Annotated in this window: 18 protein-coding genes; 7 read left to right on the top strand and 11 right to left on the bottom strand. The window is 58.5% G+C overall.

What is annotated here, in order from left to right:
* The first annotated feature begins 23 nt into the window (after positions 1-23).
* Entirely contained in the window at positions 24-785 is a 762-nt protein-coding gene (locus tag UH5x_RS22825) for a YggS family pyridoxal phosphate-dependent enzyme (RefSeq protein WP_047814499.1), read from the top strand.
* A gap of 576 nt (positions 786-1,361) precedes the next feature.
* Here UH5x_RS22825 and UH5x_RS22820 read toward each other — a convergent pair.
* Positions 1,362-2,543, bottom strand: a complete 1,182-nt coding sequence (locus UH5x_RS22820) for a serine hydrolase domain-containing protein (RefSeq protein WP_482633777.1) — start codon at positions 2,541-2,543, stop codon at positions 1,362-1,364.
* Between the two features lie 331 nt (positions 2,544-2,874).
* On the opposite strand from UH5x_RS22820, the gene UH5x_RS22815 reads away from it, so the two are divergent.
* Positions 2,875-3,285, top strand: coding sequence for a DUF3859 domain-containing protein (locus UH5x_RS22815; RefSeq protein WP_482633776.1), 411 nt, complete (start codon positions 2,875-2,877; stop codon positions 3,283-3,285).
* Positions 3,286-3,474: 189 nt separating this feature from the next.
* On the opposite strand, the gene UH5x_RS22810 is transcribed toward UH5x_RS22815, so the two are convergent.
* A complete protein-coding gene (locus UH5x_RS22810; RefSeq protein WP_173442651.1) occupies positions 3,475-4,788 on the bottom strand; it encodes an adenylosuccinate synthase in 1,314 nt (437 codons plus the stop codon).
* Positions 4,789-4,988: 200 nt separating this feature from the next.
* Complete coding sequence (gene tkt / locus UH5x_RS22805; protein ID WP_083434931.1) at positions 4,989-7,040, bottom strand: transketolase; 2,052 nt, start codon at positions 7,038-7,040, stop codon at positions 4,989-4,991.
* A gap of 541 nt (positions 7,041-7,581) precedes the next feature.
* Here tkt and UH5x_RS22800 point away from each other — a divergent pair.
* On the top strand, positions 7,582-8,604 hold the full coding sequence (locus UH5x_RS22800) for a hypothetical protein (protein WP_482633775.1): 1,023 nt from the start codon (positions 7,582-7,584) through the stop codon (positions 8,602-8,604).
* A gap of 1,385 nt (positions 8,605-9,989) precedes the next feature.
* Here UH5x_RS22800 and UH5x_RS22795 read toward each other — a convergent pair.
* Genes UH5x_RS22795 through UH5x_RS22785 form a run of 3 tightly spaced genes read right to left on the bottom strand, consistent with a single transcriptional unit; the run spans position 9,990 to position 14,480 of the window.
* Positions 9,990-11,054: a hypothetical protein gene (locus UH5x_RS22795; protein WP_482633774.1), complete on the bottom strand. Its 1,065-nt coding sequence runs from the start codon at positions 11,052-11,054 to the stop codon at positions 9,990-9,992.
* A 52-nt stretch (positions 11,055-11,106) separates the two neighbouring features.
* Positions 11,107-14,043 carry an exo-alpha-sialidase gene (locus tag UH5x_RS22790; RefSeq protein WP_482633773.1) on the bottom strand — a complete coding sequence of 979 codons (2,937 nt, stop codon included), beginning with the start codon at positions 14,041-14,043 and terminating at the stop codon, positions 11,107-11,109.
* Entirely contained in the window at positions 14,040-14,480 is a 441-nt protein-coding gene (locus UH5x_RS22785) for a fluoride efflux transporter FluC (protein WP_150122568.1), read from the bottom strand. The genes UH5x_RS22790 and UH5x_RS22785 overlap by 4 nt, the downstream gene beginning before the upstream one ends.
* Positions 14,481-14,627: 147 nt before the next feature.
* On the opposite strand from UH5x_RS22785, the gene ilvB reads away from it, so the two are divergent.
* The 4 genes from ilvB (at position 14,628) to UH5x_RS22765 (ending at position 19,463) form a co-directional block, all read left to right on the top strand.
* Positions 14,628-16,421 carry a biosynthetic-type acetolactate synthase large subunit gene (gene ilvB / locus UH5x_RS22780; protein ID WP_047814493.1) on the top strand — a complete coding sequence of 598 codons (1,794 nt, stop codon included), beginning with the start codon at positions 14,628-14,630 and terminating at the stop codon, positions 16,419-16,421.
* Positions 16,422-16,429: 8 nt separating this feature from the next.
* A complete protein-coding gene (gene accD / locus UH5x_RS22775) occupies positions 16,430-17,380 on the top strand; it encodes an acetyl-CoA carboxylase, carboxyltransferase subunit beta (RefSeq protein WP_482633772.1) in 951 nt (316 codons plus the stop codon).
* 3 nt (positions 17,381-17,383) lie between these two features.
* Complete coding sequence (locus tag UH5x_RS22770) at positions 17,384-18,301, top strand: serine/threonine protein kinase (protein WP_047814491.1); 918 nt, start codon at positions 17,384-17,386, stop codon at positions 18,299-18,301.
* A 250-nt stretch (positions 18,302-18,551) separates the two neighbouring features.
* Entirely contained in the window at positions 18,552-19,463 is a 912-nt protein-coding gene (locus tag UH5x_RS22765) for a sugar phosphate isomerase/epimerase family protein (protein WP_482633771.1), read from the top strand.
* A 291-nt stretch (positions 19,464-19,754) separates the two neighbouring features.
* Here the strand turns inward: UH5x_RS22765 and UH5x_RS22760 are convergent, their stop codons facing one another.
* The 5 genes from UH5x_RS22760 to UH5x_RS22740 all read right to left on the bottom strand — a co-directional run bounded on the left by UH5x_RS22760 (position 19,755) and on the right by UH5x_RS22740 (position 24,438).
* Positions 19,755-20,531, bottom strand: coding sequence for a PIG-L deacetylase family protein (locus UH5x_RS22760; RefSeq protein WP_482633770.1), 777 nt, complete (start codon positions 20,529-20,531; stop codon positions 19,755-19,757).
* 9 nt (positions 20,532-20,540) lie between these two features.
* The gene (locus UH5x_RS22755; protein WP_482633769.1) at positions 20,541-21,362 is read right to left on the bottom strand and encodes a hypothetical protein; all 822 of its coding nucleotides are present in this window, start codon (positions 21,360-21,362) and stop codon (positions 20,541-20,543) included.
* A gap of 210 nt (positions 21,363-21,572) precedes the next feature.
* A complete protein-coding gene (locus tag UH5x_RS22750) occupies positions 21,573-22,379 on the bottom strand; it encodes a TerC family protein (protein ID WP_173442650.1) in 807 nt (268 codons plus the stop codon).
* Positions 22,380-22,414: 35 nt separating this feature from the next.
* Positions 22,415-23,416, bottom strand: a complete 1,002-nt coding sequence (locus UH5x_RS22745; RefSeq protein WP_482633768.1) for an RluA family pseudouridine synthase — start codon at positions 23,414-23,416, stop codon at positions 22,415-22,417.
* Positions 23,416-24,438, bottom strand: a complete 1,023-nt coding sequence (locus UH5x_RS22740; RefSeq protein WP_482633767.1) for a YfgM family protein — start codon at positions 24,436-24,438, stop codon at positions 23,416-23,418. The genes UH5x_RS22745 and UH5x_RS22740 overlap by 1 nt, the downstream gene beginning before the upstream one ends.
* Positions 24,439-24,541 lie beyond the last annotated feature (103 nt).

Here is a 24,541-nt window from a genome sequence, read left to right as displayed (position 1 = left end):
TGGCGTTGTGCTAAAACGCCTGCATGGCTGAACCAATCTCAAAACAACAGATGGCGTGCGACGAAGCGACTGCGAAGTCGCTGATCGCAGACAATTGGAACGCGGTCCGACAATCTGTATCTGAAACCGCCGAGCGCTGCGGGCGTTCCCCCGACAGTGTGCGAGTGGTCGGTGTCACCAAATACGTTGATGCCGAAATCACCGACTGGTTGGTCGAAGCTGGCTGCCATGACCTGGGTGAGAACCGTCCGCAATTGCTGGAGAGCAAATTCCAAACGCTCGACAACTCCACCATTCGCTGGCATCAAATCGGCAACTTGCAGCGAAACAAAGTCCGCCGCCTCCTTCCCGCCGAACCACTCGTTCACGCGATTGCCAGCGAACGGTTGCTCGCTGCGTTGCACAACGAAAGCCTGCTTCAGTCGCGTTCCATTGCTGGGTTGATCGAAATCAATGTCAGCGAGGAAGAGGCCAAAACCGGATTGCCCATCGAGCAGTTGGAACCGCTGCTGGTTCATTGGCGGGATCTCGCGGCCGCATCCGACTCAGGACTGCAGATCCAAGGCCTGATGGCGATGGCGGGCTGGGGCACCGACGAGGCCGCTGCCGCCAAGCAGTTCGGTAAACTGCGAGAACTTCGCGATCGAATGGAATCCGCCACCGGAATTTCGCTTCCGGAATTGTCGATGGGAATGAGCGGCGATTATCCCGCCGCGATCGCCGAGGGCGCCACGCTGGTCCGCATCGGCACGAGGTTGTTCCAAGGTGTGCTGCCGACAGGTTGATGCCAAGACGGAGGCAGTGGACGAGGTCACGAGTCCTTTTGAGCGAGTGAGAAACGAGGGACTCGTAGCCTCGTCCACTACCACGGACTTTCATTCTAGCAACGCGTGAACAACAAGTGACCATGTTAGCGGTGTGGCGCAAGCCGCCCGGTGAGGAACCGGAGGGCTCGCGCCCTTCCGCTACGTCACTTGTTGTTCACGTGGTCCTTGGGCGTTGACGCGTCTGGAGGGTCCTCGTGGCAATGGATGCGAGAATCGGAAAATGGCTTGACAACGGAACGTGTGAGGACGGAACAATTGGGGACAATTGTTCTACTCTGGAGCCGACTCGGTGATTGCAAATTGCAAAGTGAACATTGCAAACGAGTGGTCTGTTACCGTTAAAAGTTAGGATTGATCGTAGTGGACGAGGCAACGAGTCCTTGGATTTGACGCCAGTTCAGGACTCGTCGCCTCGTCCACTACCCTAAGAACAAGTCGTGACAGACCACTAGCAATTGAGAGAGGGCGGTATCACGTGCCAAAAGCATTTTGCAATTTGCAATCAAGAGCGACGCGACCTCGTACCGCCATCTTCTACAAAGCCTGCATCAACGCTTCGCCAAACGCTTGCCGAACCTTGGAAGCGTCCGCGTTCGGAAAATTGGCTCGCTGGACCATCAGGATCATCGCCACTTCTTTTTCCGGATCGATCCAAACCTGTGTTCCATGAGCACCCCCGTGACCGAACGTTCCCGGCGTGAGGGCCTTGGTCACGCCTTGCGGTTCGCGAATCACGCAGCAACCGATCGCCCATCCGTTGCCGGGGGTGAAACCAGTTTTCAAATCGCCGGTGCAAACGGTTCGCATCTGTTCCACGGCTGACTGAGACAGCAATTGCCGATCGCCCACTCGTCCCCCTCGCAACAACATCTGGCTGAACTTTGCGTAGTCATCCGCCGTGGAAAACAAACCACCATTGGCGGCGGGGAATCGGTTGCGGTTCATGGCGGTGCCACCGGACAAGACTCCGATCGTGGCTTCTTCCAGGTGCTTTGGTTTGTTGCCATCACGATCGACAACGCGGTAGGTCTTCGTCAATCGCTGGTGCTGTTCCGGCGACAAGTAGAACGTCGTGTCGGTCATCCCCAATGGCTGGCAAATTCGCTCTTCGACAAAGCGGTCGAACGTCATTCCAGAAACCACCTCCACAATTCGGGCGGCGGTGTTGATGCCCGTTTGGCTGTACCGCCATTCGCTGCCCGGTTCGAACATCACGGGCAACTCGGCGTATCTTTCAGCGGCGGCTTCCAGCGTGGGTTCGGTGTAGGCACTCTCGCGTGGCAATTCGCTCATGCCCGAGGTGTGCGTCATCAAATGCCGAATCGTGATGTTCGCTGGCGTTCCGTCGGCCAGCTTCAAACCCTTCATCGCTGGCAGGTGCTTTGCGATCGGATCATCGACCGACAGTTTGCCTTCGTCTTGCATCATCAGCACGCAAGCCCCGGTGATGGGCTTGGTCATCGAAGCGATCCAGAACAGCGTGTCTCGTTGCAGCGGCGTTTCATTGGCAACGTCAGCCATCCCGACCACGCTGGCGTGCTTCACCGAATCTGGGCCGACCACCAGCGTGACCGCCCCCGCGATTTCTTTGTCCGCCACGAATTGCTGCATTGACTGCGTGATCGCAGGGATTTCGGGATCGTTTGCTCGAGCGTGATCGACAGCCAAATTCCCGGCCAACAAACTCATCACCAATGCACCCAAAATCCAACGCATGATCTCGCCTCCGCCACCAAGGAACTCACCAGCGTCCGACACAATTGCCTGACGCCCCAAAACATTCGAGCTGTTGATTCACTGAGCGGTTTAGGCGTTCGACATCGGTTCCACCACCGCAGAACCGGGGCGAACGCCCAAACGGCTCACAGGAAGAACCGAAAGTCGACTCAATCAACCTCCTCATTCTATTCGGGCTGACGAACGCAATGTTTGCTCCCCCGCGGCACGGGATTTTCTTCGCCGCCCATTTATGGCATGGTGAAGAACCACAGCGAGGCATCCACTGTCAGGTCGCTCGCACGGATCCTCCTCGAACTGAGAACCATCGTTGGCGAAGAAGAAAATCCAGACGCGAATGCGAACCTTTGGGATTCATTCCAAGTGGGATGGTGAATCCAAAAAACTTCCACGGTTCATCCGCAGCACCACCATCATCCCGGCTCGAGTGGACGTTGAATTTGGGTTCATCGTCAACATCAGGGGTGCCAAAAACCAAGAGCTGTTTTTCTGCATCGATCACCCTGGCATCAAGGATGAAAAAGGCAAAACTCGCGAGCCCTTTGATGGTTCCGTGTACGTCAAAACCAACGATTGGAACTTCTACTTGGGCGACACGGTCTGGGAACCGATCGACGACAAATTGGGTCCGTGGCAAATGTGGCTGGAGATCGACGGCAGCATCGTCGCCGAGAAAACCTTTGAGGTTGTCCCGGCATCGGATGTGGCGGAAGCTTCGTAAGACAGCGGTATCAACTTCCAGCCGGTCACGACAGGCGAAGCAGGCACGCAGTTGTCGCGGGCATGTGAGCCGTTTTGGCGTTCGCCACGGTTCCCGCGTACAACCTTGCTAGCGAAGGGGGGATCGGCGTCCAGCCTGTCAATTCATCGCGACGACAGGTTGGAAGCCTATCCCACACCATTGCCGATCCTAGAGATCCATTGCTTTGGATTCTTCGGTGAAGATGGTTTGAGAACGGTCGGGGCCGACCGACAACACGCCCACCGGAACCCCCACCAACTCTTCGATGCGTTTGACGTAAGCCAGCGCGAGTGGCGGGAAGTCTTCGACCGAACGAGCGTCGTCGACGGGCGTGTTCCAACCTTGAATCGTTTCGTAGATTGGTTTGCAACGACGAAGCTGTTCCGCATGAGCTGGCACGCGATGGATTTCCTTGCCATCCAGTTCGTATGCAACGCAAACTTTCAGCTCGTCGAAGTGAGCGAGCACGTCCATCATCATGAGTGCCAAGCGGGTCACACCAGACAAGCGCGCGGTGTAACGAACGGCGACCGCATCGAACCAACCGCAACGACGCGGACGTCCGGTGGTCGTTCCAAACTCGTTGCCAAGCTTGCGAATCTTCTCGCCGGTTTCGTCTTCCAATTCGCTTGGGAAGGGACCGCCGCCAACACGCGTGCTGTACGCCTTGCAGACACCGAGAACTTGGTTGATCCACTTGGGCGGCACACCGGCACCGGCACATACCCCAACCCCTGACGAGTTGCTGCTGGTGACGAACGGGTAAGTCCCATGGTCGATGTCCAGCAAGGCACCTTGGGCACCTTCGAACAGCATCTTCTGGTTGGCTTCGGCTGCGTCCAAGACCATGTCGGTCGTGTCGGCGATCATGGGAGCCAAACGTTCCGCCCAGGAAGCCGCCAGAGCGACCATCTTCTCAGGTGCGATCGAATCAAGTTCTTCCTCGGAGGCACCCAAGTTCTTCAACAACGCTTGCTTCTGTGAAGCAACGGTTGAGATGCGTTCGTCCCGAGATCCTTCGATCAAATCGATCATGCGAATCGCGTGGGTCCGCCCGACCTTGTCACGGTAACACGGGCCGATGCCGCGGTTGGTGGTGCCGATCGATTCGCCTCGCACGGCGGTGGCGTTGATCGTGGCGTCCTCGATCATGTGCCAAGGCATCACCAAGTGAGCCCGTTCACTGACCTTCAGATTCTCAAAGACGTCGATCCCGCGAGCTTGCAGGCCATCGATTTCTTGGAGCATCGTGGTCGGGTTGATCACGACGCCAGGGGTGATGACGTTTTGAACATCGCTGTGCAGAATCCCGGATGGGATGTGATGCAGCTTGTAGGTTTCATCACCAGCAACGACGGTGTGTCCCGCGTTGGCTCCGCCTTGATAGCGAACAACCCAATCAAAACGTGGTGCCAACAAGTCGACGAGTTTGCCTTTGGCTTCGTCGCCCCACTGCAGACCAATGACGCAAGTTCCGGACAAGGGATTTTCTTTCAGTGATGAAGGGTCGGTGACACGGAAAGGCCGTTCGACGAGCGATCCGCCCGCAAACATTCAGCCTTCCGTTCTCGATCAAAGTTGGAAGAAGTCAGCCGACGGCTGACACAAGATGAGTCTCGCATTCGTTAACGGTCAACGGATTCCCATGCGAGCGAATCCGTGACCGGCAAACACGTTGAGACTCAGGAAAGAGCCGCTTTGACAACCGCATCGGCATTGATGCCGAACTGCTCGTAAACGGCATCGAATGGGCCACTGGCACCAAAGGAGTGCATGCCGACGAATTTGCCTTGCAAGCCAATCCAACGGTCCCAGCACATTTGGATGCCAGCTTCGATCGCAACGCGGTTGGTGACTTCGGATGGCAAGACTTCGTTGATGTAGGCGGCGTCTTGCTGAGCGAAGATGTCCATGCAAGGCATGCTGACCACGCGAACCTTTTTGCCTTGAGCGGTCAATGTTTCAGCCGCGTCAACGGCCATGTAAAGTTCGCTGCCACTGCCCATCAGGATCACGTCGGGCGTGCCTTCGCAGTCGCTCAAGATGTAACCACCACGAGCACATCCGGAGGCCGCGGCGTACTTGCTGCGATCCAGGGTAGGCATGTTTTGACGCGACAGAACGAACGCACTGGGGTGATCGTTGATCCCCATCGCGGTGCGATAGCATTCAGCGACTTCGTTGGAATCACCCGGACGGAACACGTTCAAACCGGGGATCGCACGGCAAGCGGTCAGGTGTTCGACCGGTTGGTGAGTCGGTCCGTCTTCGCCGACGCCGATGGAATCGTGCGTCAGGATGTACATGGTCGGTTGATGCATGATGCTGGACAACCGCATTCCACCACGCATGTAATCGGTGAAGACGAAGAACGTCGCGGCGTATCCACGCAAACCGGACAAGCACAAACCGTTGGCGATTCCGGACATCGCGTGCTCGCGAATCCCGAAGTGCAGGTTGCGGCCCTTGTATTGACGCGGCAAGAATTCGCCGGCACCTTCGAACTTCAAGTCCGATTTGTTCGACGGTGCCAAGTCAGCACTTCCGCCGATCATGAAGGGAACGTTTTTGGCGATCGCGTTGAGGACTTTGCCGCTGCTGTTACGAGTCGCGTCGCCTTTGGCGTCCGCTTCGAAGACAGGAATGTCTTTGTCCCAACCTTCCGGCAATTCGCCAGCGAACATGGCTTTCAGTTCGGCTGCCTTGGCTGGCTCAGCCGCTTCGTACTTGGTCCAAACGTCTTCCCACTGGCTCGATGCAGTTGCACCACGTTTGCCAACGCCTTCGCTGAAGTGCTCTTTGACACCTGCAGGGATGTAGAATTTCTCGTCTTCGGGCAAACCGTAGGACTTCTTGGCCAGGGCGACTTCGTCCCAACCCAGAGGGGCACCGTGAGCGCCGTGCGTGTTTTGCTTGTTGGGTGCACCGTAGCCGATGATCGACTTCACCACGATCAACGTGGGCTTGTCGCCGCAGGCTTGGAATTTCGCGATCGCTTTGCCCAGCGCGTCCACATCGTTGGCGTCGTCCACTTGCAGGACGTTCCATCCGAGGCCTTCGAACTTCTTGCCCATGTCTTCGCTGAAGGCAAGTTCGGTGTCACCTTCGATGGTGATGTTGTTGTCGTCGTACAACCAGCACAGGTTGTCGAGTTTCAAGTGACCGGCAATGGAAGCGGCTTCGGTCGCGATGCCTTCCATCAAGTCGCCGTCGCTGCAGATGGCGTAGGTGTTGTAGTTGAACAGGGTCAAATCGTCGGTGTTGTAGTTGGCAGCCAACCACTTTTCGGCCATTGCCATTCCGACGCTGTTGCTGACGCCGGCACCGAGCGGTCCGGTCGTGGTTTCGATGCCGGCGGCTTCGGCGAATTCGGGGTGACCGGCACAAACGCTGCCGATTTGGCGGAAATTCTTGATGTCTTCCAACGAGATCGATTCGCCACCGGTGGGTTTGCCGTAACGGTCGGTCGCTTCAACGCCGATCAGATGCAGCGTGCTGTAGAGCAGCATGCTGGCGTGACCACATGACAACACGAATCGATCCCGGCCCGGCCAGTGAGGCTTGGCAGGGTCGTAATTCATCGTGTTTTGGAACAATTGGTACGCGATGGGGGCCAACGCCATCGGCGTGCCAGGGTGACCACTGTTGGCGGTTTGAACGGCATCCATGCTGAGGCAGCGGATGGTGTCGATGGCGAGGGTTTGAATGTCAGTGGTGGTGGCAGTCATCGGCACGCGCGAGATGGTTGGAGGAGCAAAATTTCAGACCCCGAAAGCGTACCGGCGGGGCCCGAACCACGAAAGCCCCGGGGTGAAACAGACCACCAAATCGCCCCACCCCCCGATTGTGCCTGATAAACTCTGGCATCTCTGGACGAAACCGGCCCCAATTTGCAGGTGGAAGACGATGAAACAGCGAAACAGGATGAAGGCAGTCGGCACGCTCGTGGCAGCCCTGGTGACTTGCCAGTTCGGAATCACGAACGCGCAACCACCGGCGTTTCAGGGCCCCCAATTCGAAGGCCCCAACCGCGCCCAAACTTCGCCCCGCTACCAAGCCCCCACCCCTGAGTACCCTGATTCGCCCCACCAACCGGGCCCCAACCAGCCCCCACGGGCCTACGCTTCGCCACGGGATAACGCTCAACAGTCCCCCCCATCTCAACCTCCGCGCTCACCTCAGTACTCGAGCCCACCTCAGTACCGCGGCCCGTCCCAACAAAACGCCCCGTCCCAAGGCCCCCCGTCCCACGAACAGAAAGCTCGGGAGTGGGCAATGTTCCTTCAGCATCAATTCCATCAGCGAGTGCAAATCGACACCGAACGCAAACTCAGCGAATTGCCTCGATTGATCCAAGAAGAACTGGGTGTCCCCTGCACACTCGACCAAGCCGCGATGCGAATCGCGAAAGTCGACCCGTCCGCCGCGGTCGTCCAAGTGCGAGCGGCGGAGATCCCGTTGCAGGTTGCTTTGAAGCGAGCTCTGGCTCCACTGAACCTGGCCGCCAAGCTGACCTCGGACGGCCTGGTCATCACCGCTGATTTCACGAAACTGGCTCGGGCTGGCATCGCAACAGATCGCTGGGCGGGGATCTCTGCCAAGACCGTTGAGACGATGGAATCCGACCTGAACCAAACGGTCTCGATTGAGTCCGACGACATGCCCTTGGACGAGGCGGTCGCGTCTCTGCAAGAACAGCTTCATCACCGCATCGTGCTTGACGTTTTCGCGATGGAAGGCGAAGGCCTGTCAGCCGACATCCCAGTGAATATTCATGCCAAGGAAACAAGATTCCGTTCGGTCATGAATCGAATGCTTCGCGATCAGAATATGACCTTCCAATTCGAGGACAACGTGTGGGTCGTGACGACGGTCACGGCTGCCGAGGAACGTCCTCTCCATCGAATTCACTATCTGGAGGCGACCGGGCTGACCAAATCGATTTCCGAAGCCATGCAATTGATTCAAACTTCCATCGACCCAGAGAGCTGGGAAACGCTCGGTGGAATGGGCACCATGGCACCCTTGCCAACCGGCGGATCCAATCGGCCAGGCATCCTGATTTCGACCACGTTCGCAACTCACTTGAAAATCGAAGCCCTCTTCGATGCCCTCCGAGCCGGAACGGTTGGCGAGGATGTGCCAACCAAGTCCGTGCCATTCCAAGATTCTTTTGGCGCTATTGATTCGGGCTATTTCTGTGGGACATGCCTTCAGGCCGCTGAGGGAGGCGGAAACACAAACGGCAGCAGCCAGAATGCTCCTAACACGCCACAACAAACCGGCGGCATGTTCTGAACCTGTAGCACGGTGGTCCCCACCGTGAATCCACCCTCAGCTCGCCCGGAGACCGTTGAGCTGCAGGTTCATGCTCGACTTGCTGGGAGGCCCCAGCAAGCTACAGGTTGCCGCATGTTCGAAACCACCGCGTTGAACGAAAACGGTGGCACGGTGGTCCCCACCGTGAGTTCATGCTCTGCTTGGCGGGAGACTGCTGGGCTGCGGGTTCGCGTTCGGCTTGCTGGGGCTACAGGTTGCGGCGAGATCGTAACCTGTGAGGCCGTGCAGCAAACTCCTCTGCGTCTCCGCGACCCACCGCCTCTGCGTCAAGCTTCGCCCACGATCGCGCCAGACAGCTCGACGATTCCGCACCAGCACGCAAACAGTTGGGGACAACTGTTCGACTCTGACTCAGGCAAAAGGCTGGGTCCGAACCGAGCTGGCATCCGAGACAACCAACTCCTCTGCGTCTCCGCGACCCACCGCCTCTGCGTCAAGCTTCACCCGCGCTCGCGTCAGGCAGCTCAACGATTCCACACCAGCACGCAAACAGTTGGGGACAACTGTTCTACTCTGACTCAAGCAAAAACCGAGGTCCGAACCGAGCTTGCAATCGAGACAACTAACTCCTCTGCGTCTCCGCGACTCACCGCCTCTGCGTCAAGCTTCGCCCGCAATCGCGCCCGGCCGCTCAACGATTCCACACCAGCACGCAAACAGTTGGGGACAACTGTTCGACTCTGACTCAGGCAAAAGGCTGGGTCCGAACCGAGCTAGCATCCGAGACAACCAACTCCTCTGCGTCTCCGCGACCCACCGCCTCTGCGTCAAGCTTCGCCCGCGATCGCGCCAGACGGCTCGACGATTCCGCACCAGCACGCAAACAGTTGGGGACAACTGTTCTACTCTGACTCAAGCAAAAGGCTGGGTCCGAAGCGAGCTAGCATCCGAGACAACCAACTCCTCTGCGTCTCCGCGACTCACCGCCTCTGCGTCAAGCTTCACCCGCGCTCGCGTCAGGCAGCTCAACGATTCCGCACCAGCACGCAAACAGTTGGGGACAACTGTTCTACTCTGATCTCAAGCAAAATCTGGGTCCGAAGCGAGCTAGCATCCGAGACAACCAACTCCTCTGCGTCTCCGCGACCCACCGCCTCTGCGTCAAGCTTCACCCGCGCTCGCGTCAGACGGCTCGACGATTCCACGCCAGCACGCAAACAGTTGAGGACAACTGTTCTACTCTGACTCAGGCAAAAGGCTGGGTCCGAAGCGAGCTAGCATCCGAGACAACCAACTCCTCTGCGTCTCCGCGACTCACCGCCTCTGCGTCAAGCTTCACCCGCGATCGCGCCCGGCCGCTCAACGATTCCACGCCAGCACGCAAACAGTTGGGGACAACTGTTCTACTCTGGCTTTGCGTCGCGTTTGACGGATGGGATCTTCAATGGCTTCGCTTTCGGGCCGTCCCAGACGTCCTCCACTTCTTGCCCGCCAGCGGACTGGCGGAGCAGCAAGTACACGCCGCCGACCATCGCCCAGCCGACGGTGATTCCAACGATGATTGGGAAACGCGAAAGGAGTGCGGTCCAAACCGGATTCCGCATCGTGGAGATCGCGGTCAAACCGACCAACTGCCAGCCACCCACCACGATCGCCAGCACCACACCCGCTGGCACCAACAACAGAACGAACTGAGGCAAACGGCGGAACGTGACCTCGTAGCCTCGGCTCAGGCAATCCATCGCATCCACCTTCTCTTGGCTAACCAGTGCCGCCAACCCGAAGGGAATCGCCGCCTTTGCCCCCGCCATCAACAACCCGACAATCAAGGCGGCGGGAATCGCCAGTGGTGCGAGCAAGAAACTCCAGACCAGATGAGGTTGCTCGCCGGTTGCCAAACCATCAGCCAACACCAGAAACAACACCAGCGGCAAAGCACACACGGCCGGCAACACGCTGATCAACAGGGCCGACTTCCAGCGTGTGCCAATGATCTTCCAGGTCTCCACAAACCCTGGCAAATCACGCCCGGCGGTCAGCAGAATCCCCAATCGCAACAACACCATCGCGACGGGTGTCCACCAAACAAACGTCCACAGCACTGCCGCCCAGTGGAGCATGAACAACGGCACGCCATCCATCCACGGGGCTGGGACCGGACGGCCCCAAGGTCCAGTCCAAATCAAATCTCCTAGGGTCGTGGACGTTTGCCATCCGTCCGCCGCCAGAGATCCACCGGCCGAACGACCAATCATTCGTTCCAGCCCAATCCGCCAGATCAAATCCACGGTCGCGACGACGACCAACCAAACCGGCGCGCCAGCCAACCTGGCCACGCGAACCAATCGCAGCCAAGGCATGACGTCCGTCCACGTCCGAACGCGATCGAACAAGGGCTGCTCGGGCGGCCGGGTGTACGACCGAATGGGTTCGTCGGCGGAATCAGTTTCAGGGGCAGTGTCAGACAAAACCGAACTCAAAGGATCAGGGCGTTCGCATGCCGCGACTCACCAGAATCGATCACTCGCCAGGCATGGGAAAGAAACGCCAGTGTTGCGGATTGGGCAACGCTTGAAAATCAGAGGCCAATCGCCCGGCGTCGCCGATTGGCGAATGGCCTGGCGTTGAATCCGCGGAATCCCCCGCCGGCGACGAACGCACACGGACACCAAATTGTTCTGAAAACCGCGACCAAGAATCCGCACGTGGCAAAATCTCGACCAACGGGATCGCAATTTCCGCCAACACCCGCGGGCCTCGGCTGAAAGACGACTCGGAAGCAACCTCGTCGCTCGATTCGCTCTCGCTCCATCCACTCAGTGCGGCGTACCAGTTCGGTTGCCATCGCACCGACCCGTCCACCGAAGCGTGACGGTTGCCTCGCGAGTCACACCAGAAACGAAACGAGGACATCAAATCGCCATCGCCATCGATCCACAACTCCAATGCCTGGGGCCGACCGGACTCAGCCCCCGTGCCACCGGAGTTCCCTGAGTCAACGACCGCGACGTACAAGTACTCCCGGTCCGTCACGCAAGCGAACATGAGATCGTCGGTGCGCTGCCAACGCAGATCAGTCCAGCAAGCATCGTCCAACTCGCAATCCAATCTCGGTCGCGAGGCAACGCGAGGCAACGCGTTGGATTTCCGGGTTTGCGATCGCGAGGAAGCAGTCGATTCTTCTTCCGAGGGACCATCCCCCGCTTCCACGCCCACGCCCGAGATGCGTCGAGCCGCCATCACAACGGGATGGTATTCCCAATTGGTTCGCTGGCTCATCGGTGACAAGGTTGGCAACGAACTCTCCAGTGCTCCAGATGCCAGTGAATTCAGCGAACCGGCGCGAGCCATTCCGCCAGCGGACGAACGCGAGTTGATCGCAGACGAAGTCGATTCATACGCCACCGGCTTCACCGCAAAGGGCGACAACGATTGCGTTTGCCAATGCATTCCCGATTGCACTGCGTCCTGCTGACCGCCCGCGTTCCCGAAACCGTCCCCTGCCCGGGTGCCGCCATCGCGGTTAGCAGATCCTTTGTCGCCCCAACCGGGGTGCGAACCGCCGGCCTTCGACGCCAGCCAACCAGGCTGGCTCGGTGACATCGAGACCACCGAACGTTCAAAGCTTTCTTGCCGGGCTTGCAACATGCAGTCCGCCCAGCGCCGCACGGAGTCCACGGGTGCGGCATCGACGATCGTCCGCAGCAAAATGTCTTCGCACGCCGTCAAGGATCTAGCGTGCTGCCAATTCCCCTCTGAACTGGCGAGTTGCGCTGCGTGCCGAGTTTGAATCCACAACCACCACAGCATCCGCGTCCGATCCTCCGAAGCCGTCCGGGGCAAGAGGACCTCCAGCGTGTCAGCCAGTTCCTTGGAACGGAGTCCCGGGTCGTGGAGCAACTCTTTCAAACGCGACAACTGGCTCATCCTGGCGGTCGCGATTTGCAAGCGTCGCCGTGAAGCTTGATCGGTCACACCGGAGCCAAACTGTTGACCAGCCGCCAGCACCAACCCGCCGGTCAGTGACAGATCCCGCCGAAGCTCTGTCGCGGTTCCAGGCATGGGCGAAACCACCACGCTCTCGGGCACCGCCGTTCCTGGGGCAACCACCATCATCGCATCCAATGCCAAATCGCCCGCCAACACGGCTCGACCCGACAACAGCGCATCGCTGCGAAGGGCAACGCTGCGGGATGAACTGACGACGGCGCCAGCCAGCAACTCGCTGGCGTAAACACGCCGAGGCTGCTTGCGTGTCAATGACGCAGTCAATGGAAAATTAGAATCCTCCAGCGTCGCATTGACCCAAGCCTTTCGCGTTGCCTCCGGCAAATTCGCGTCCAGCACCACCACCGCGGGCTGATGCTGCTGCAGCAAATCCACGGAAGGCTGCCGATCCGATGTTGGACTGCTGCACCAAACCGCTTTGGCAACTCCCAGTCGCATGGCGGCGTGCCGCACCCGGCCCAGCCTGCCGACGGTTTGTGCGCTAGCGGGATTCGCAGAATCCAGCACGACGACGACACGTCGTTTCATTTCCAATGTTTCGCGACCGATCAACGCCCATGGCACGGTCTGTTCCGAAGCCGCCACAAACATCACCGCAGGCGCACGTCCGGCACCGCGGACAGGGTTCCAAGTTCGTCCGTCGTCCGTCGATCGCTCGATGAGCCCATGAGCATCCACGCGAACTCGCCACCCTTCGCCTTTGGTCTGGCGAGCCGATTGGCTGTCTTGCACCAGCACATCTTGACGCAACCAGTCACGCAACTTGCTGCGTGACTCGGGCGATTGAGCGGTGTCTTCCAACCAAGTCAAACCGCCATCGAAGGAGTGAAAACGATTGCCGGTCGAAGCTTCCGCGTCGTCCCCAATTGCCTCCAGGGAACCAGCGGGCAGCGGTTCGGCATCGAAACTGTTTCGAACCGCCATGCGGTGCAACTTCGTCGCTTCCATCGCGTCGACTCGGTGCCAAGTCCGCCCAGCATCGTCGCTGGCAATCGCCACCCCGCGACTCAGTCCCGTGACAGGCTCGTAGCCACCGCCGACCGCGACCACGCGAGTTTCATTCAAAAACCGAACATCACACAGAGCCAAGTCGACTCCCGAGGCAAAGTTTCGCCAGGTTTGGCCCGCATCGTCACTGCGAACGACCACGCCCCAATCACCCACGGCAACCAAAACCTTGCCATCAGGCGAGACTGAAACCGCGTGCAGCGAGGCGTCATCGGCAAATTGCGAAGCCGAAACGTAGGTGGCAGGCAGATCAAACGTTTCCGACGTCGAGGCCACGTGGCGACTACGCGTCGTGCCGGTCTTGCCGAACGCATTGTAAAAACCAGGCATGGTTTGGCCGCTGGCAGGAGCAGCCATCCAGCCGGCCAGCAGCGCCGCCAGAAGGGGCAGCAACCGCAGAACCCAATTGCCAATGGGAAGTGAAACAACCGAAGCGATCATGAGGTCCAGTTCCGAACGACCGACACCGCGGCCCAAAAAAGACACCAGCCAGCGATGACATTGATCCCTAAAAGCAGGGAACTGGCCAAAATACGTCCCTGCGAGGCAAACACAGCGGTTTCGCCGATCAGGGTGCTGAAGGTGGTTAAACTCCCCAAAACACCGATCCGAACGGCCAAGAGCGTGCGAGGCTGCGCCAGAGACGCCGCCCAACCCGTCGCGACCCAATCGGAGGCCACCAACGCCTGAGAGAATTGATACAGCCCCCCCAAGGCGAAACACCCGAGCAAGTTTGCAAGCGTCGTGCCGACACTGCCATGCATCGTCAACCATCCGCCTAACGGGGCAGAAACCACCGTCAATGCGATCAGGTAGCGAAGAACGGCCCCGATGGAGCCACCAAGGGCGATCGCGAAGAGGTCTAAAACAAAGCTCATTGGGGTCAGTTCCTCGTTTTCACCATTGCCAGTCAGGGCTGAGGAATTTACGTTGGAGGGCCCTAGCTTCGGAAGTTTTTCACGATCGGAGCAAGGTCCATTTCGACTCTTTTCGAATCCCACTCTGTCCCCAGTAGTCAACCACCGATGAGTACCGCTTCGAGCTCTTCCAACGCCAGCGCCGCGAAAGGCGATCAGCAACCGATGAATGGAGCCGATGTACTCGTCAAATCATTGGTCGATCACGGTGTCGAAGTCTTGTTCGCCTACCCAGGCGGCTGCAGCATGCCGATGCACCAAGCCCTGACACGTTACGGGGACTCGATTCGCACGATTCTGCCCCGTCACGAACAAGGCGGTGCGTTTGCCGCGCAGGGTTACTCGCGCAGCACCGGCAAAATCGGCGTGGTGATGGCGACCAGCGGCCCTGGTGCCACCAACCTGGTGACCGCCATCGCGGACGCGAAACTGGACAGCATCCCGATGCTGTGCATCACCGGGCAAGTTCCCACGGGATCGATCGGAACCGACGCGTTCCAAGAAACCCCGATGGTCGAAATCTGCCGTGGAATCACCAAACACCACTACCTCGTGACTGACTTGGCTGACTTGCCTCGCATCATGAAGGAAGCCTTCCACATCGCTACCAGCGGTCGGCCCGGCCCCGTTTTGGTGGACATGCCCAAAGATGTTCAATTGGGAAGCTTCCCAATCGACATGGATCCAGAAATGGATCTCCCGGGTTACACCCCCGAACCACCCAAGGTTGCCAGCGAAACGATCAAGCAAATGGCTGCGGCCATCAAGTTGGCGCGTCGCCCTGTGATCTACGCCGGTGGCGGGATCGTTTCCGGCGAAGCCAGCGAAGAACTTCGTGAACTGATCAAGAAAACGGGCATTCCAACCGTGACCACCATCATGGGCTTGGGCGCTGTTTCGCCCGATGACCCACGCTCGTTGGACTGGTTGGGCATGCACGGTGCCGCCTACGCCAACTACGCCGTTCGCGATTGCGATTTGCTGATCGCACTGGGCGTGCGTTTCGACGACCGCGTGACCGGCAAAGTGGAAGCGTTCGCGAAAGACGCGAAGATCATTCACGTCGACATCGATTCGTCGGAACTGAACAAGAACAAACAAGCTCACATCCCTGTTCGCGGCGACGTGAAGGATGTGCTTCGGGAACTGAACCAAATCGTCCAGGCCCCCGAGATCGAAGCTTGGCAGAAGACCTGCACCGACCTGAAAGCCAAGTACCCGCTGAAGTACGACAACTCGTTCGACGGAATTCTGCAACAGCACGCGATCGCGACGCTCAGCAAAATCACCGCTGATCGCGAGACGTACGTCAGCGTCGGCGTGGGCCAACACCAAATGTGGGCGGCTCAGTTCTTCAAGTTCCGCCAGCCTCGGACTTGGATGAGCAGCTCCGGACTCGGCACGATGGGATTCGGATTGCCAGCCGCCATGGGTGTGCAAGCCGCTCACCCGGACGCTCTCGTCATCGACATCGACGGCGACGGCAGTTTCCAGATGAACATCCAAGAACTCGCGACGTGTTTCTGCGAAAAACTGCCGGTGAAGGTCCTGTTGCTGAACAATCAACACCTGGGAATGGTGGTTCAGTGGGAAGACCGATTCATGGACCGCAACCGCGCTCACACCTACCTTGGCCCCATCGATCACGAAGAAGCCAAGGGCAAGAGCACCGCAGATCGCTTCGAATACGCCAGCGACCGTTACCCGAACTTTGTGCAAATTGCCAAAGGCTACGGTTGCGGAGCCGCCACGGTCAAAAAGAAAGCGGACCTCGAAGGCGCCTTGCAAGAAATGATTGATCACAAAGGCCCCTTCTTGTTGGACGTCGAAGTGCCCTACCAAGAACACGTGCTGCCCATGATCCCCGGTGGAATGACCGTGGACGACATGCTCTTGGACTGATCCCGAAAGTGGAAATGGATACCGCAGTGGAAAATCCCGCAGTGGATAGCGCAGTGAACAGCAACGGGCAACCGTCTTCAGCCGCGACGTCGTCAACCTCCGACGCAACGCCAACCTCTCCCACCCCCAACCGCCCCGCGCCCAACACGGCCGGCAATCGGAAACGAGGGGTGCCCGAGGGCGTGTGGCGGAAGTGCGACTCGTGCGGCGCGTCGCTGTTCTACAAAGAAGTCCAGCAACGCCTGAACGTCTGCCCCCAGTGCGATCACCACTTTTACGTGAGTGCCTGGGAACGCGTCGCTCAGGTGCTCGACGATGGCACGTTCGAACCGATGAACGAACATCTGCGACCAACGGACCCGCTCGAATTCAGCGATCGCCGTCCCTACGCCGAACGACTGATCGGCGAGCAGAAACGCACCGGTTTGACCGATGCGGTCCTGACCGGCACCGGCATGATCCGCGCTCGCCGAGTCGCCTTCGCGGTGACCGACAGTGCGTTCATCATGGGCAGCATGGGATCCGTCGTCGGTGAACGCCTGACGCGGTTGATCGAACGCGCCACCGAACAAAACCTCGCGCTGATCATCATCAGCGCCTCCGGTGGTGGGGCCCGAATGCACGAAGGCATCCTGTCGCTGATGCAAATGGCCAAGGTCTCCGCCGCTCTTTCTCGCTATCACTCCGCAGGCGGACTGTTCATCAGTGTCCTGACCAACCCAACCATGGGTGGTGTTGCCGCCAGCTTCGCCTCGCTCGGTGACCTGGTCTTTGCCGAACCCAAGGCCCTGATCGGTTTTGCTGGACCGCGAACGATCAAAGCCACCATCGGCATCGAACTGCCCGAAGGGTTCCAAACCAGCGAATTCTTGCTGGAGCACGGCTACATCGACCGTATCGTCCATCGCAAAACTCTGAAGACAGAAATTGCCACCGCCATCGACTATTGCGGGAAGTAACCGATGGGGCTGCTCGATTCGATCAAAGGTGCGTTCTCCAAAGGCGGCGGCGGTTCGCTGAAGCGGATCGATGTGGAGAAACGATTCGAGCGATCTCGAACGGCAGCCACCGGCACAATGAGCAACTTCTTCGTTGCCTACGACCTGGAACGCAAAGAGAACGTCGGGGTCAAAATCCTGGACCCCGAAAAGTACGAACTGTTCGAAAGTCGCTTCAAAGGTTTGAACAAACCTTCCGAAGGCGAAATCGCGATGCAGATGAAGCATCCGCTGATCGTGAAAACATTCGAACACGGCATCACGGCCAAAAACCAACGCATCTTGGTGATGGAATACATCGCCGGCGTGGGCATCCAAGACGTGATCGTTCGCAAGAAACGCGATGTCATCGACGGCAAGGAAATGCTGTTGATGCGAGAGATGGCCGAGTCACTTGCCTACGTGCACGACCAAGGCTTCATCCACCGCGACGTTTGCCCTCGCAACTTCATTTGCACACCCCCGGAAGAAGGCGAAGAAACCGTCTCGGGTGTCCGCTTGATCGACTTTGGCTTGTCCGTTCCCGCCACACCACCGTTCATGGCACCCGGCAACCGCACCGGCACGCCATTGTACATGTGCCCCGAAATTGTACGCCGACGTGCGACCGACCAACGCGTCGACGTGTTCTCTCTCGGCGTGACCTTCTACTGCCTGCTGACCTTCAAACACCCGTGGCAAGGTGAGATCGTCAGCGGACGTGCGGCACTGCAACACGACACGGAAACTTCCACCCCGATCCTAGAACGACGCGACGACATCCACCCCAAAGTGGCTCGCGTGATCACGCGGATGATTGAACCGAATGTCGATGATCGACTGCCTTCGATCAAAGAATTCTTGACGCAAACCCGCGGCCTCGAATCCGCGTTCGTCAGCTAACGAATCGCTCGGCACACTGTGTCCCCTCCGAGAAGAGCGACACAAGCCTCGGCTGCGCAGACCTTGGTCTCGCCCGACCTCACGACCGGTCTGCGCCCAACCCTCCTGCGCCACTTCCAACCCGCGATGACACCATTCGCGAAAACGGCAGACACCGGTTCGGTTAAACTGGCTCCCGTCCTCCCTTGCCTGCACGCAAGGCGAGAGTGACGCCCCCACCTCACGCCCCACCGCTCTCTCGGAATCCATCATGCCCAACCGCCGTGATTTCCTCGCTGGCTCGCTCGCCGCCGCGTCCCTGGCGTCGCTTTCCACTCGCAGCCTGCTTGCAGCCGAACCGAAGGCGGATCACCGCTGGCCGATCTGCGTTTTCACGAAGCCCCTGAACTCGATGTCCTTTGACGACATGGCCTCGGCACTCGCCGAAGCAGGTTACGACGGTGTCGAAGCCACCGTCCGCAAAGGCGGCAACGTGGCCCCCGCGGAAGCCGCTGAGAAACTGCCCGAGATGCAAAAGGCAATGCAAAAGCACGGCTTGGAAATCACGCTGATCACGACCGACATTGGCGACATGGACGATCCACATCGAGCGACGGTCTTGGAAACCGCAGCCGACCTGGGCATCTCACGATTCCGCATGCGATACGGCAAGTACGACCATCAACAACCCATCGCAAGCCAGCTGGATCACTGGAAACAACGATTCGGAAAGCTGGCAGACTACTGCGGAAAACTTGGTGTGCAGGCCCTCTATCAAAACCATGCCGGCGAGAACTACCTGGGCGCCTCGCTCTGGGATCTGGACCGAGTCCTCACGGAGATCGCGCCAGATCACATGGGCGTTGTCTATGACATCCGGCATGCCCAAGTCGAAGGCGGCATGAGCTGGCCGGTGACCTGGCGAATGATCCAGCCTCGCGTTCGGATGCTGTACGTCAAAGATTACCAATGGGTCGATGGCCGCGTCGAAAACGTGCCGCTGGGCGATGGACTGGTCAGCCAAAGATTCTTTGACGCGGTGAAAGCCAGCGACTTGAACTGCCCGATCTCGCTGCACGAAGAATACCTCGACCACCGCGATCCAGCCTTGGTCCCCCAACACCTCGAAGCCATGACCACCGATCTAAAAACGCTTCAGCAACGACTCGGCATCAACTCGTAACGTGTTTCCGCAACCGCGGGGGACGTCCGGTTGAAACCCGACGCGATCGAATGTCACCGCTCCGCGGTTGGCCGGCGACATCTTGACCGAACAGCGCGCGTAGGCCAGGTTCCACCTGGCGATCGCTCTCCGCCGGCAGACCCTGCTCTCGCGAAAGCGTTCGAAGAGAGGGCTCGCTTTGTTCCAAAGCATCGGCATGATTGCCATGTAAAACATGGCCTACGGGGTGATTGCAAAATGGCAATTGCCGATTGCAAACACCCCACGTGCCCTCGGTGGCAAACCACCCAGCTACAGATTCCTGGTTCCTTCGGCGATCTGATCGGCCAGCGCGACTCGCAGCGGATCATCGTTGGGGCCACAAAATCCCCAGTGCTCGCGGCGACGCCAGCCTTCGGCGTGCTCAAACTGCCCGCTCATCTTACCGACCATCCGTGACAGGTCTCGCATCGACTCGATGTAGCTGTCCATGCCTTGGCTCTCGTCGAGCCATTGCTTTTGGCTGGCGTGACATGCCAACGCATCGGCCTTCTGCTCCACGACGGATCCGTTGTCGACATAAAAATGCGGCGTCACCAGCTCACCGGTTGGTTGACGACAACCGACCGGCTGAGCGTGATAGACCGTCACAGGATCCATGTAAACCGGCGTCGGCGGAATGCTTTCCAGGTTCGGCATCCCGTGGGCGAACGCGGCACTGACCGCCAACCGACAGGCGTTTTCGTGATCTTCCATGTAATCAATGGGCGAATGTGTCAACACGATCGACGCCTTGGACTGACGCACGACCGCGGCAACCCTCTGAACATTCTCGGTCGTGTAGGCAACTTCCATGTCCGCACAAATCGGTGGATAAAACGTTGCCCCGAGACACTTGGCGGCGAGTTTGCCCTCTTGCAGGCGAGTTGCGGCACACTCCTCGCGTCCCATCGTGGTGCTGCCGCGAGAACCATCGGCCACATTCATGTAGTGCAGATCCCAGCCACGCTGGCCCAGCAACAGCATCGTCCCGGCAAACAAGAACTCAATGTCATCAGGGTGCGCGGCAACAGCAAGAACAGACGGCATCAGGGACCTCTACTTCGATGAAACGAGACTCAACTTTTCCAGAGGCACATAGTAACGAACATAGCGATCCCCGTTGCTGAACAACTCCCCTTTCGGGTCTTTCACCAGCACCGTTGCGCGGCGTGTGATGCGATTGACACGCCCGACCACTCGCCGCGTTCCCTCTCGAAACGCAACTTGGTCGCCAACGCGAATGTTGAACTTGGTCGCGGCCCGCTCACGCTGGGTGATCAAATTGTGTTGGTAATCCGTGTGCCCAAAGAAGCTGCGGGCGATCGACTGAAAACGCTTTTGATTGCAGTTGCCCGCGTTCCAGATCAACATCTCGATCAGGTGTGTCATTTCATGTTCCGCGACTCGCTGCATCGCTTCCAAGCGATCGCGACACGTGCGCCCCGTGACCGTGACAGGCCGATCCACATCCTCAAATGTCTGAAACAAAAGCGTCGACGAAAGGATCATCTCAAAACGCCGCGGACCATCGCGCTTGCCGCCGGGATAGTGCGTCACAAGTTTGCCGGCGGCACTGGTCATCCGAGACGAAAACCCAAACTCCAAACCTTCCGCCTTCGCGACTGGCAACACGCGGCCTTCGAAGAAAGCTTCGTCGAGCAGATGGATCAAACGCACCAAGTCATCGCGTCCAACCCGTTTGAAATTGGGCCGGTCGATCGTCCGACTGAGCCCCAACACCTCGGCGTGAATCTCACGCTGGACGACGGGAATCCGCTGGGGGTCCGGCCGCCGCGCCTGCAGAAACTCTGCCAATGCGAACAATGTGTCTCGGTCGCGAGGCGGAACGACTCCTGGTGGAACCTTCGCTGAATCCACAACCGGCTCGGACGAGTGCTTCCCCGAGGCCGACGACTGGGCTGCAGCAATGGAGGGCGCCGCCCCTTTCGGCCTGGAAGGAGCGACCGGGGGCTGAGCCGACTTCGATCGAACAGCCTTGGGCGGTGGAACTCTGCCAGGTTCCAGATCCGTGACGGGACGTCGCTTGGGAGCAGGTCGCCGGTGCGGGGACGCGGACATACGAACCCTCTAGGCTTGGACTTTCTTTGGGAGATTTGCCTTGGCGGCTTCTTGCCGTGCAAGCAACGTCTTCTGGTACTTGCCCTGAACCACATCGACCACGATCAGAATCGCCAACACAAAGTAGAACGTGCTCTTCGCCATCGCATGGACTTCATGACCAAACAACGCGACGTGAGCCAGGTGACCGCCTTCACTGACCAACATCACCCCGACGATGAACAACACAAACAGGCCCAGCACTTCGTACATGCGGTTCTTCTTCAAGAAATCTGCCACCCGGTCAGCCAAGAAAATCATCATCGCTCCGCTGATCACAATCGCGGTCGCCATGATTGCAAAGCTCTTGGTCAGTGCCATCGCGCTGAGAATCGAATCAAACGAAAAGACCAAGTTCATCATCACGATCAATCCAATCGTTTTGCCAAAACTGGCCTTCGCTGAGTCTTCGGAATGCCCGAGTTCGGGTTCAGCGAGCAAGTGATAGATTTCCTTGAGAGCGGTCCAGAGAATGAACGCACCACCGAACAGAACAATCAAACTGTGCCCGGAGATGGCAGCGTCGATGTAGCCATTGTGGAACTCAATAAAGGGCTCTTCTAACAACGCGATCAACCTCACGACCACGAACAGCAGTACGATTCGCAAGATCACGGCCAATCCGATGCCGATCTTTCGGACCTTGGACTGCTGATCCTCGGCAACACGCTGACTCTCGATGGAGATGTAGAGCAAGTTGTCGAACCCCAACACCGCCTGCAACAGCACCAGCATCCCAAGCGTGAACAAACCGGAGATCGAAAAGAGCTCAGCCATGGCGACGAGATTCCAGGAAATTGCAGAGAGAAGAATTAATGAGAAGGGTCAGAAGACAGCAGATCAAGAACGGCTTGCATGTCGGGAGGAATGGGCGCGGTCAGCGTCATTTCTTTCCCGGTTTGTGGGTTGGTGAAGGTCAATGCTTTGGCGTGCAAGGCTTGACGCCCCAGCAAAACCTGCTGGTCTTCAGAAGTCGGCTGCACACCAGGCGCTGCGACTTCCATGCCGGCCATCCGGCGAATCTGCGAACGGCTCAACTCGGAGTGCCCACCGTACAGTCGATCGCAAAGAATCGGACACCCGATGTGCGCCAGGTGAACTCGAATTTGGTGCGTGCGCCCCGTCTTGGGCCGCACGTCCACTCGCGTCACACGGCCATGGCGTTCCACGACTTCATAGAACGTCGACGCGGACTTGCTGGTCGAATGGTCTTCACGGATCGCTTGTTTGTCGCGCTGGTAGGGATGACGTCCGATCGAAGCGTGAATCCAGTCACGATCTCGATCGAGTCGGCCCGATGTGATCGCGGTGTATTCCTTCTGCACCAATCGGTCGTGCCACTGGGCAGCTAAATTCAGGTGCACCGCGTTGTTCTTGGCAACGACGATCACGCCGCTGGTGTCTCGGTCCAGACGATGCACAATGCCTGGACGAGTGGGACCACCCACGTCGGATAGCGATTGAAACCGAAACGCGAGCGCGCTCGTCAGCGTCCCTGACCAGTGGCCACGTGCCGGGTGCACGACCATCCCAGCCGCCTTGTTGATGACGACCAAACCATCGTCTTCATAGAGAATATCCAGCGGGATGTTCTCCGGCACCGTGTCGTCGGATGCCGGCGGAGGCACGCGAAACCGGATCGTCTGCCCAGCTTTGATTTTGTAGCTGGGACGAATGACCCGCCCATCGACTTCCGCACCATCGTTCTGAACCGCGTCCCGAATTTGCGATCGGCTGTAGCCATCGCAGGACTGGGTCAAGAACAAATCGATTCGAAACCCATGAGCGGATTCAGGAACGACGAATTCGCGCATCACTCGTCAGATACGGCGGGTTCATCGGCAGCGGGTGCTTCTTCTGCGGCGGGAGCTTTCTCAGCGGCAGCTTCCTCAGCTGGCGTTTCTGCTTCCACCGTTTCTTCTGCCGGAACTTCTTCTTTGGCAGCTTCCTCAGTGGACGCTTCTTCGGCCGCAGCCTCTTCCTTCATTTCTTCGGCTGGCTCAGCGGCTTCTTCCGAGGCAGCCTCTTCCTCGGCGGCAGCTTCCGTTTCAGCAACTTCTTCGGTCATCGCTGGCTCTTCAGTTGCCTCAGCTTCCTCCGTCACTTCTGCATCCGCTTCGGTCGCATCGTCCATTGGGAAATCCAAGGGTGGCAAATCCAAGTCTGGCAGGTCGGGGAGTTCACCGGCTCCTGGCAACGACGGTGGCATGCTCGGTTCCGCTGGCGAGAAGTCTTGTTCTTGGAACCAAGCCAAGAATTCCTTCGCTTGAGGTGACGAGAGTGAGGCGACGCGAGTCTTGGCTTCTTCGATCATCGCGGCGGATTCGCCCACCGCCATCGCGGCTTCGTATTCCTGCACTGCCTCTTCCACGTTGCCTCGCGCTTCCGCAATTTGCGCGAGACCGTAGTGGGCACGCGATTGGATCATGGCATCGTTGCTCAGCTCCATCGCTTGCTTGTAAGCGTCGACGGCATCGTCGAGCAATGTTTCCGCTTCATCTCGGCTGGTGTACAACGATGAGAACCCGAGTCCCATTTGCTGGCCGCCTTGGTAAAGACGTGCCCAAGCCGCAGCGGAGGTCTTCGGGTATTGGGCGGCGATGGTCGCTAGACTCTCTGTGTCGCCGGTGATGGACGCATCGATCAACTGCAACGTGGCGTCGCTTCGATTGTCCGATCGAGTACTGGAATAGACTCCATAACCCAAGACAGCAACGAAGAACGCTGCGACACCCAAGGCGATTGTCTTGGAGTAAGGCTCAATCGAGTGATTCAACTTGTCGAGGACTCCGGCAAGTTCATTCTCGTTCAGCTGGTGACGTCGCTCGCTGTTCATACGTTCGCAGGGGTGAAGGGATTCGAATCCGTGAGCCCGAAGTATAGAAATCGCCGGAACTTAACGTCAAGACAAGCAAGGCCGGCACACCCCCATGAATGAA

Source organism: Rhodopirellula sp. UH5, assembly GCF_056839225.1.
This window is presented reverse-complemented; position numbering and strand designations above follow the sequence as displayed.

Bases quoted from the DNA above. Each gene is read 5' to 3' on its own strand.
- UH5x_RS22750 (WP_173442650.1), bottom strand. From the start codon at position 22,379: ATGGCTGAGCTCTTTTCGATCTCCGGTTTGTTCACGCTTGGGATGCTG.
- UH5x_RS22790 (WP_482633773.1), bottom strand. From the start codon at position 14,043: ATGATCGCTTCGGTTGTTTCACTTCCCATTGGCAATTGGGTTCTGCGG.
- UH5x_RS22785 (WP_150122568.1), bottom strand. From the start codon at position 14,480: ATGAGCTTTGTTTTAGACCTCTTCGCGATCGCCCTTGGTGGCTCCATC.
- UH5x_RS22745 (WP_482633768.1), bottom strand. From the start codon at position 23,416: ATGCGCGAATTCGTCGTTCCTGAATCCGCTCATGGGTTTCGAATCGAT.
- UH5x_RS22770 (WP_047814491.1), top strand. From the start codon at position 17,384: ATGGGGCTGCTCGATTCGATCAAAGGTGCGTTCTCCAAAGGCGGCGGC.
- ilvB (WP_047814493.1), top strand. From the start codon at position 14,628: ATGAGTACCGCTTCGAGCTCTTCCAACGCCAGCGCCGCGAAAGGCGAT.
- UH5x_RS22740 (WP_482633767.1), bottom strand. From the start codon at position 24,438: ATGAACAGCGAGCGACGTCACCAGCTGAACGAGAATGAACTTGCCGGA.
- UH5x_RS22760 (WP_482633770.1), bottom strand. From the start codon at position 20,531: ATGCCGTCTGTTCTTGCTGTTGCCGCGCACCCTGATGACATTGAGTTC.
- UH5x_RS22825 (WP_047814499.1), top strand. From the start codon at position 24: ATGGCTGAACCAATCTCAAAACAACAGATGGCGTGCGACGAAGCGACT.
- UH5x_RS22765 (WP_482633771.1), top strand. From the start codon at position 18,552: ATGCCCAACCGCCGTGATTTCCTCGCTGGCTCGCTCGCCGCCGCGTCC.
- UH5x_RS22820 (WP_482633777.1), bottom strand. From the start codon at position 2,543: ATGCGTTGGATTTTGGGTGCATTGGTGATGAGTTTGTTGGCCGGGAAT.
- UH5x_RS22800 (WP_482633775.1), top strand. From the start codon at position 7,582: ATGTTCCTTCAGCATCAATTCCATCAGCGAGTGCAAATCGACACCGAA.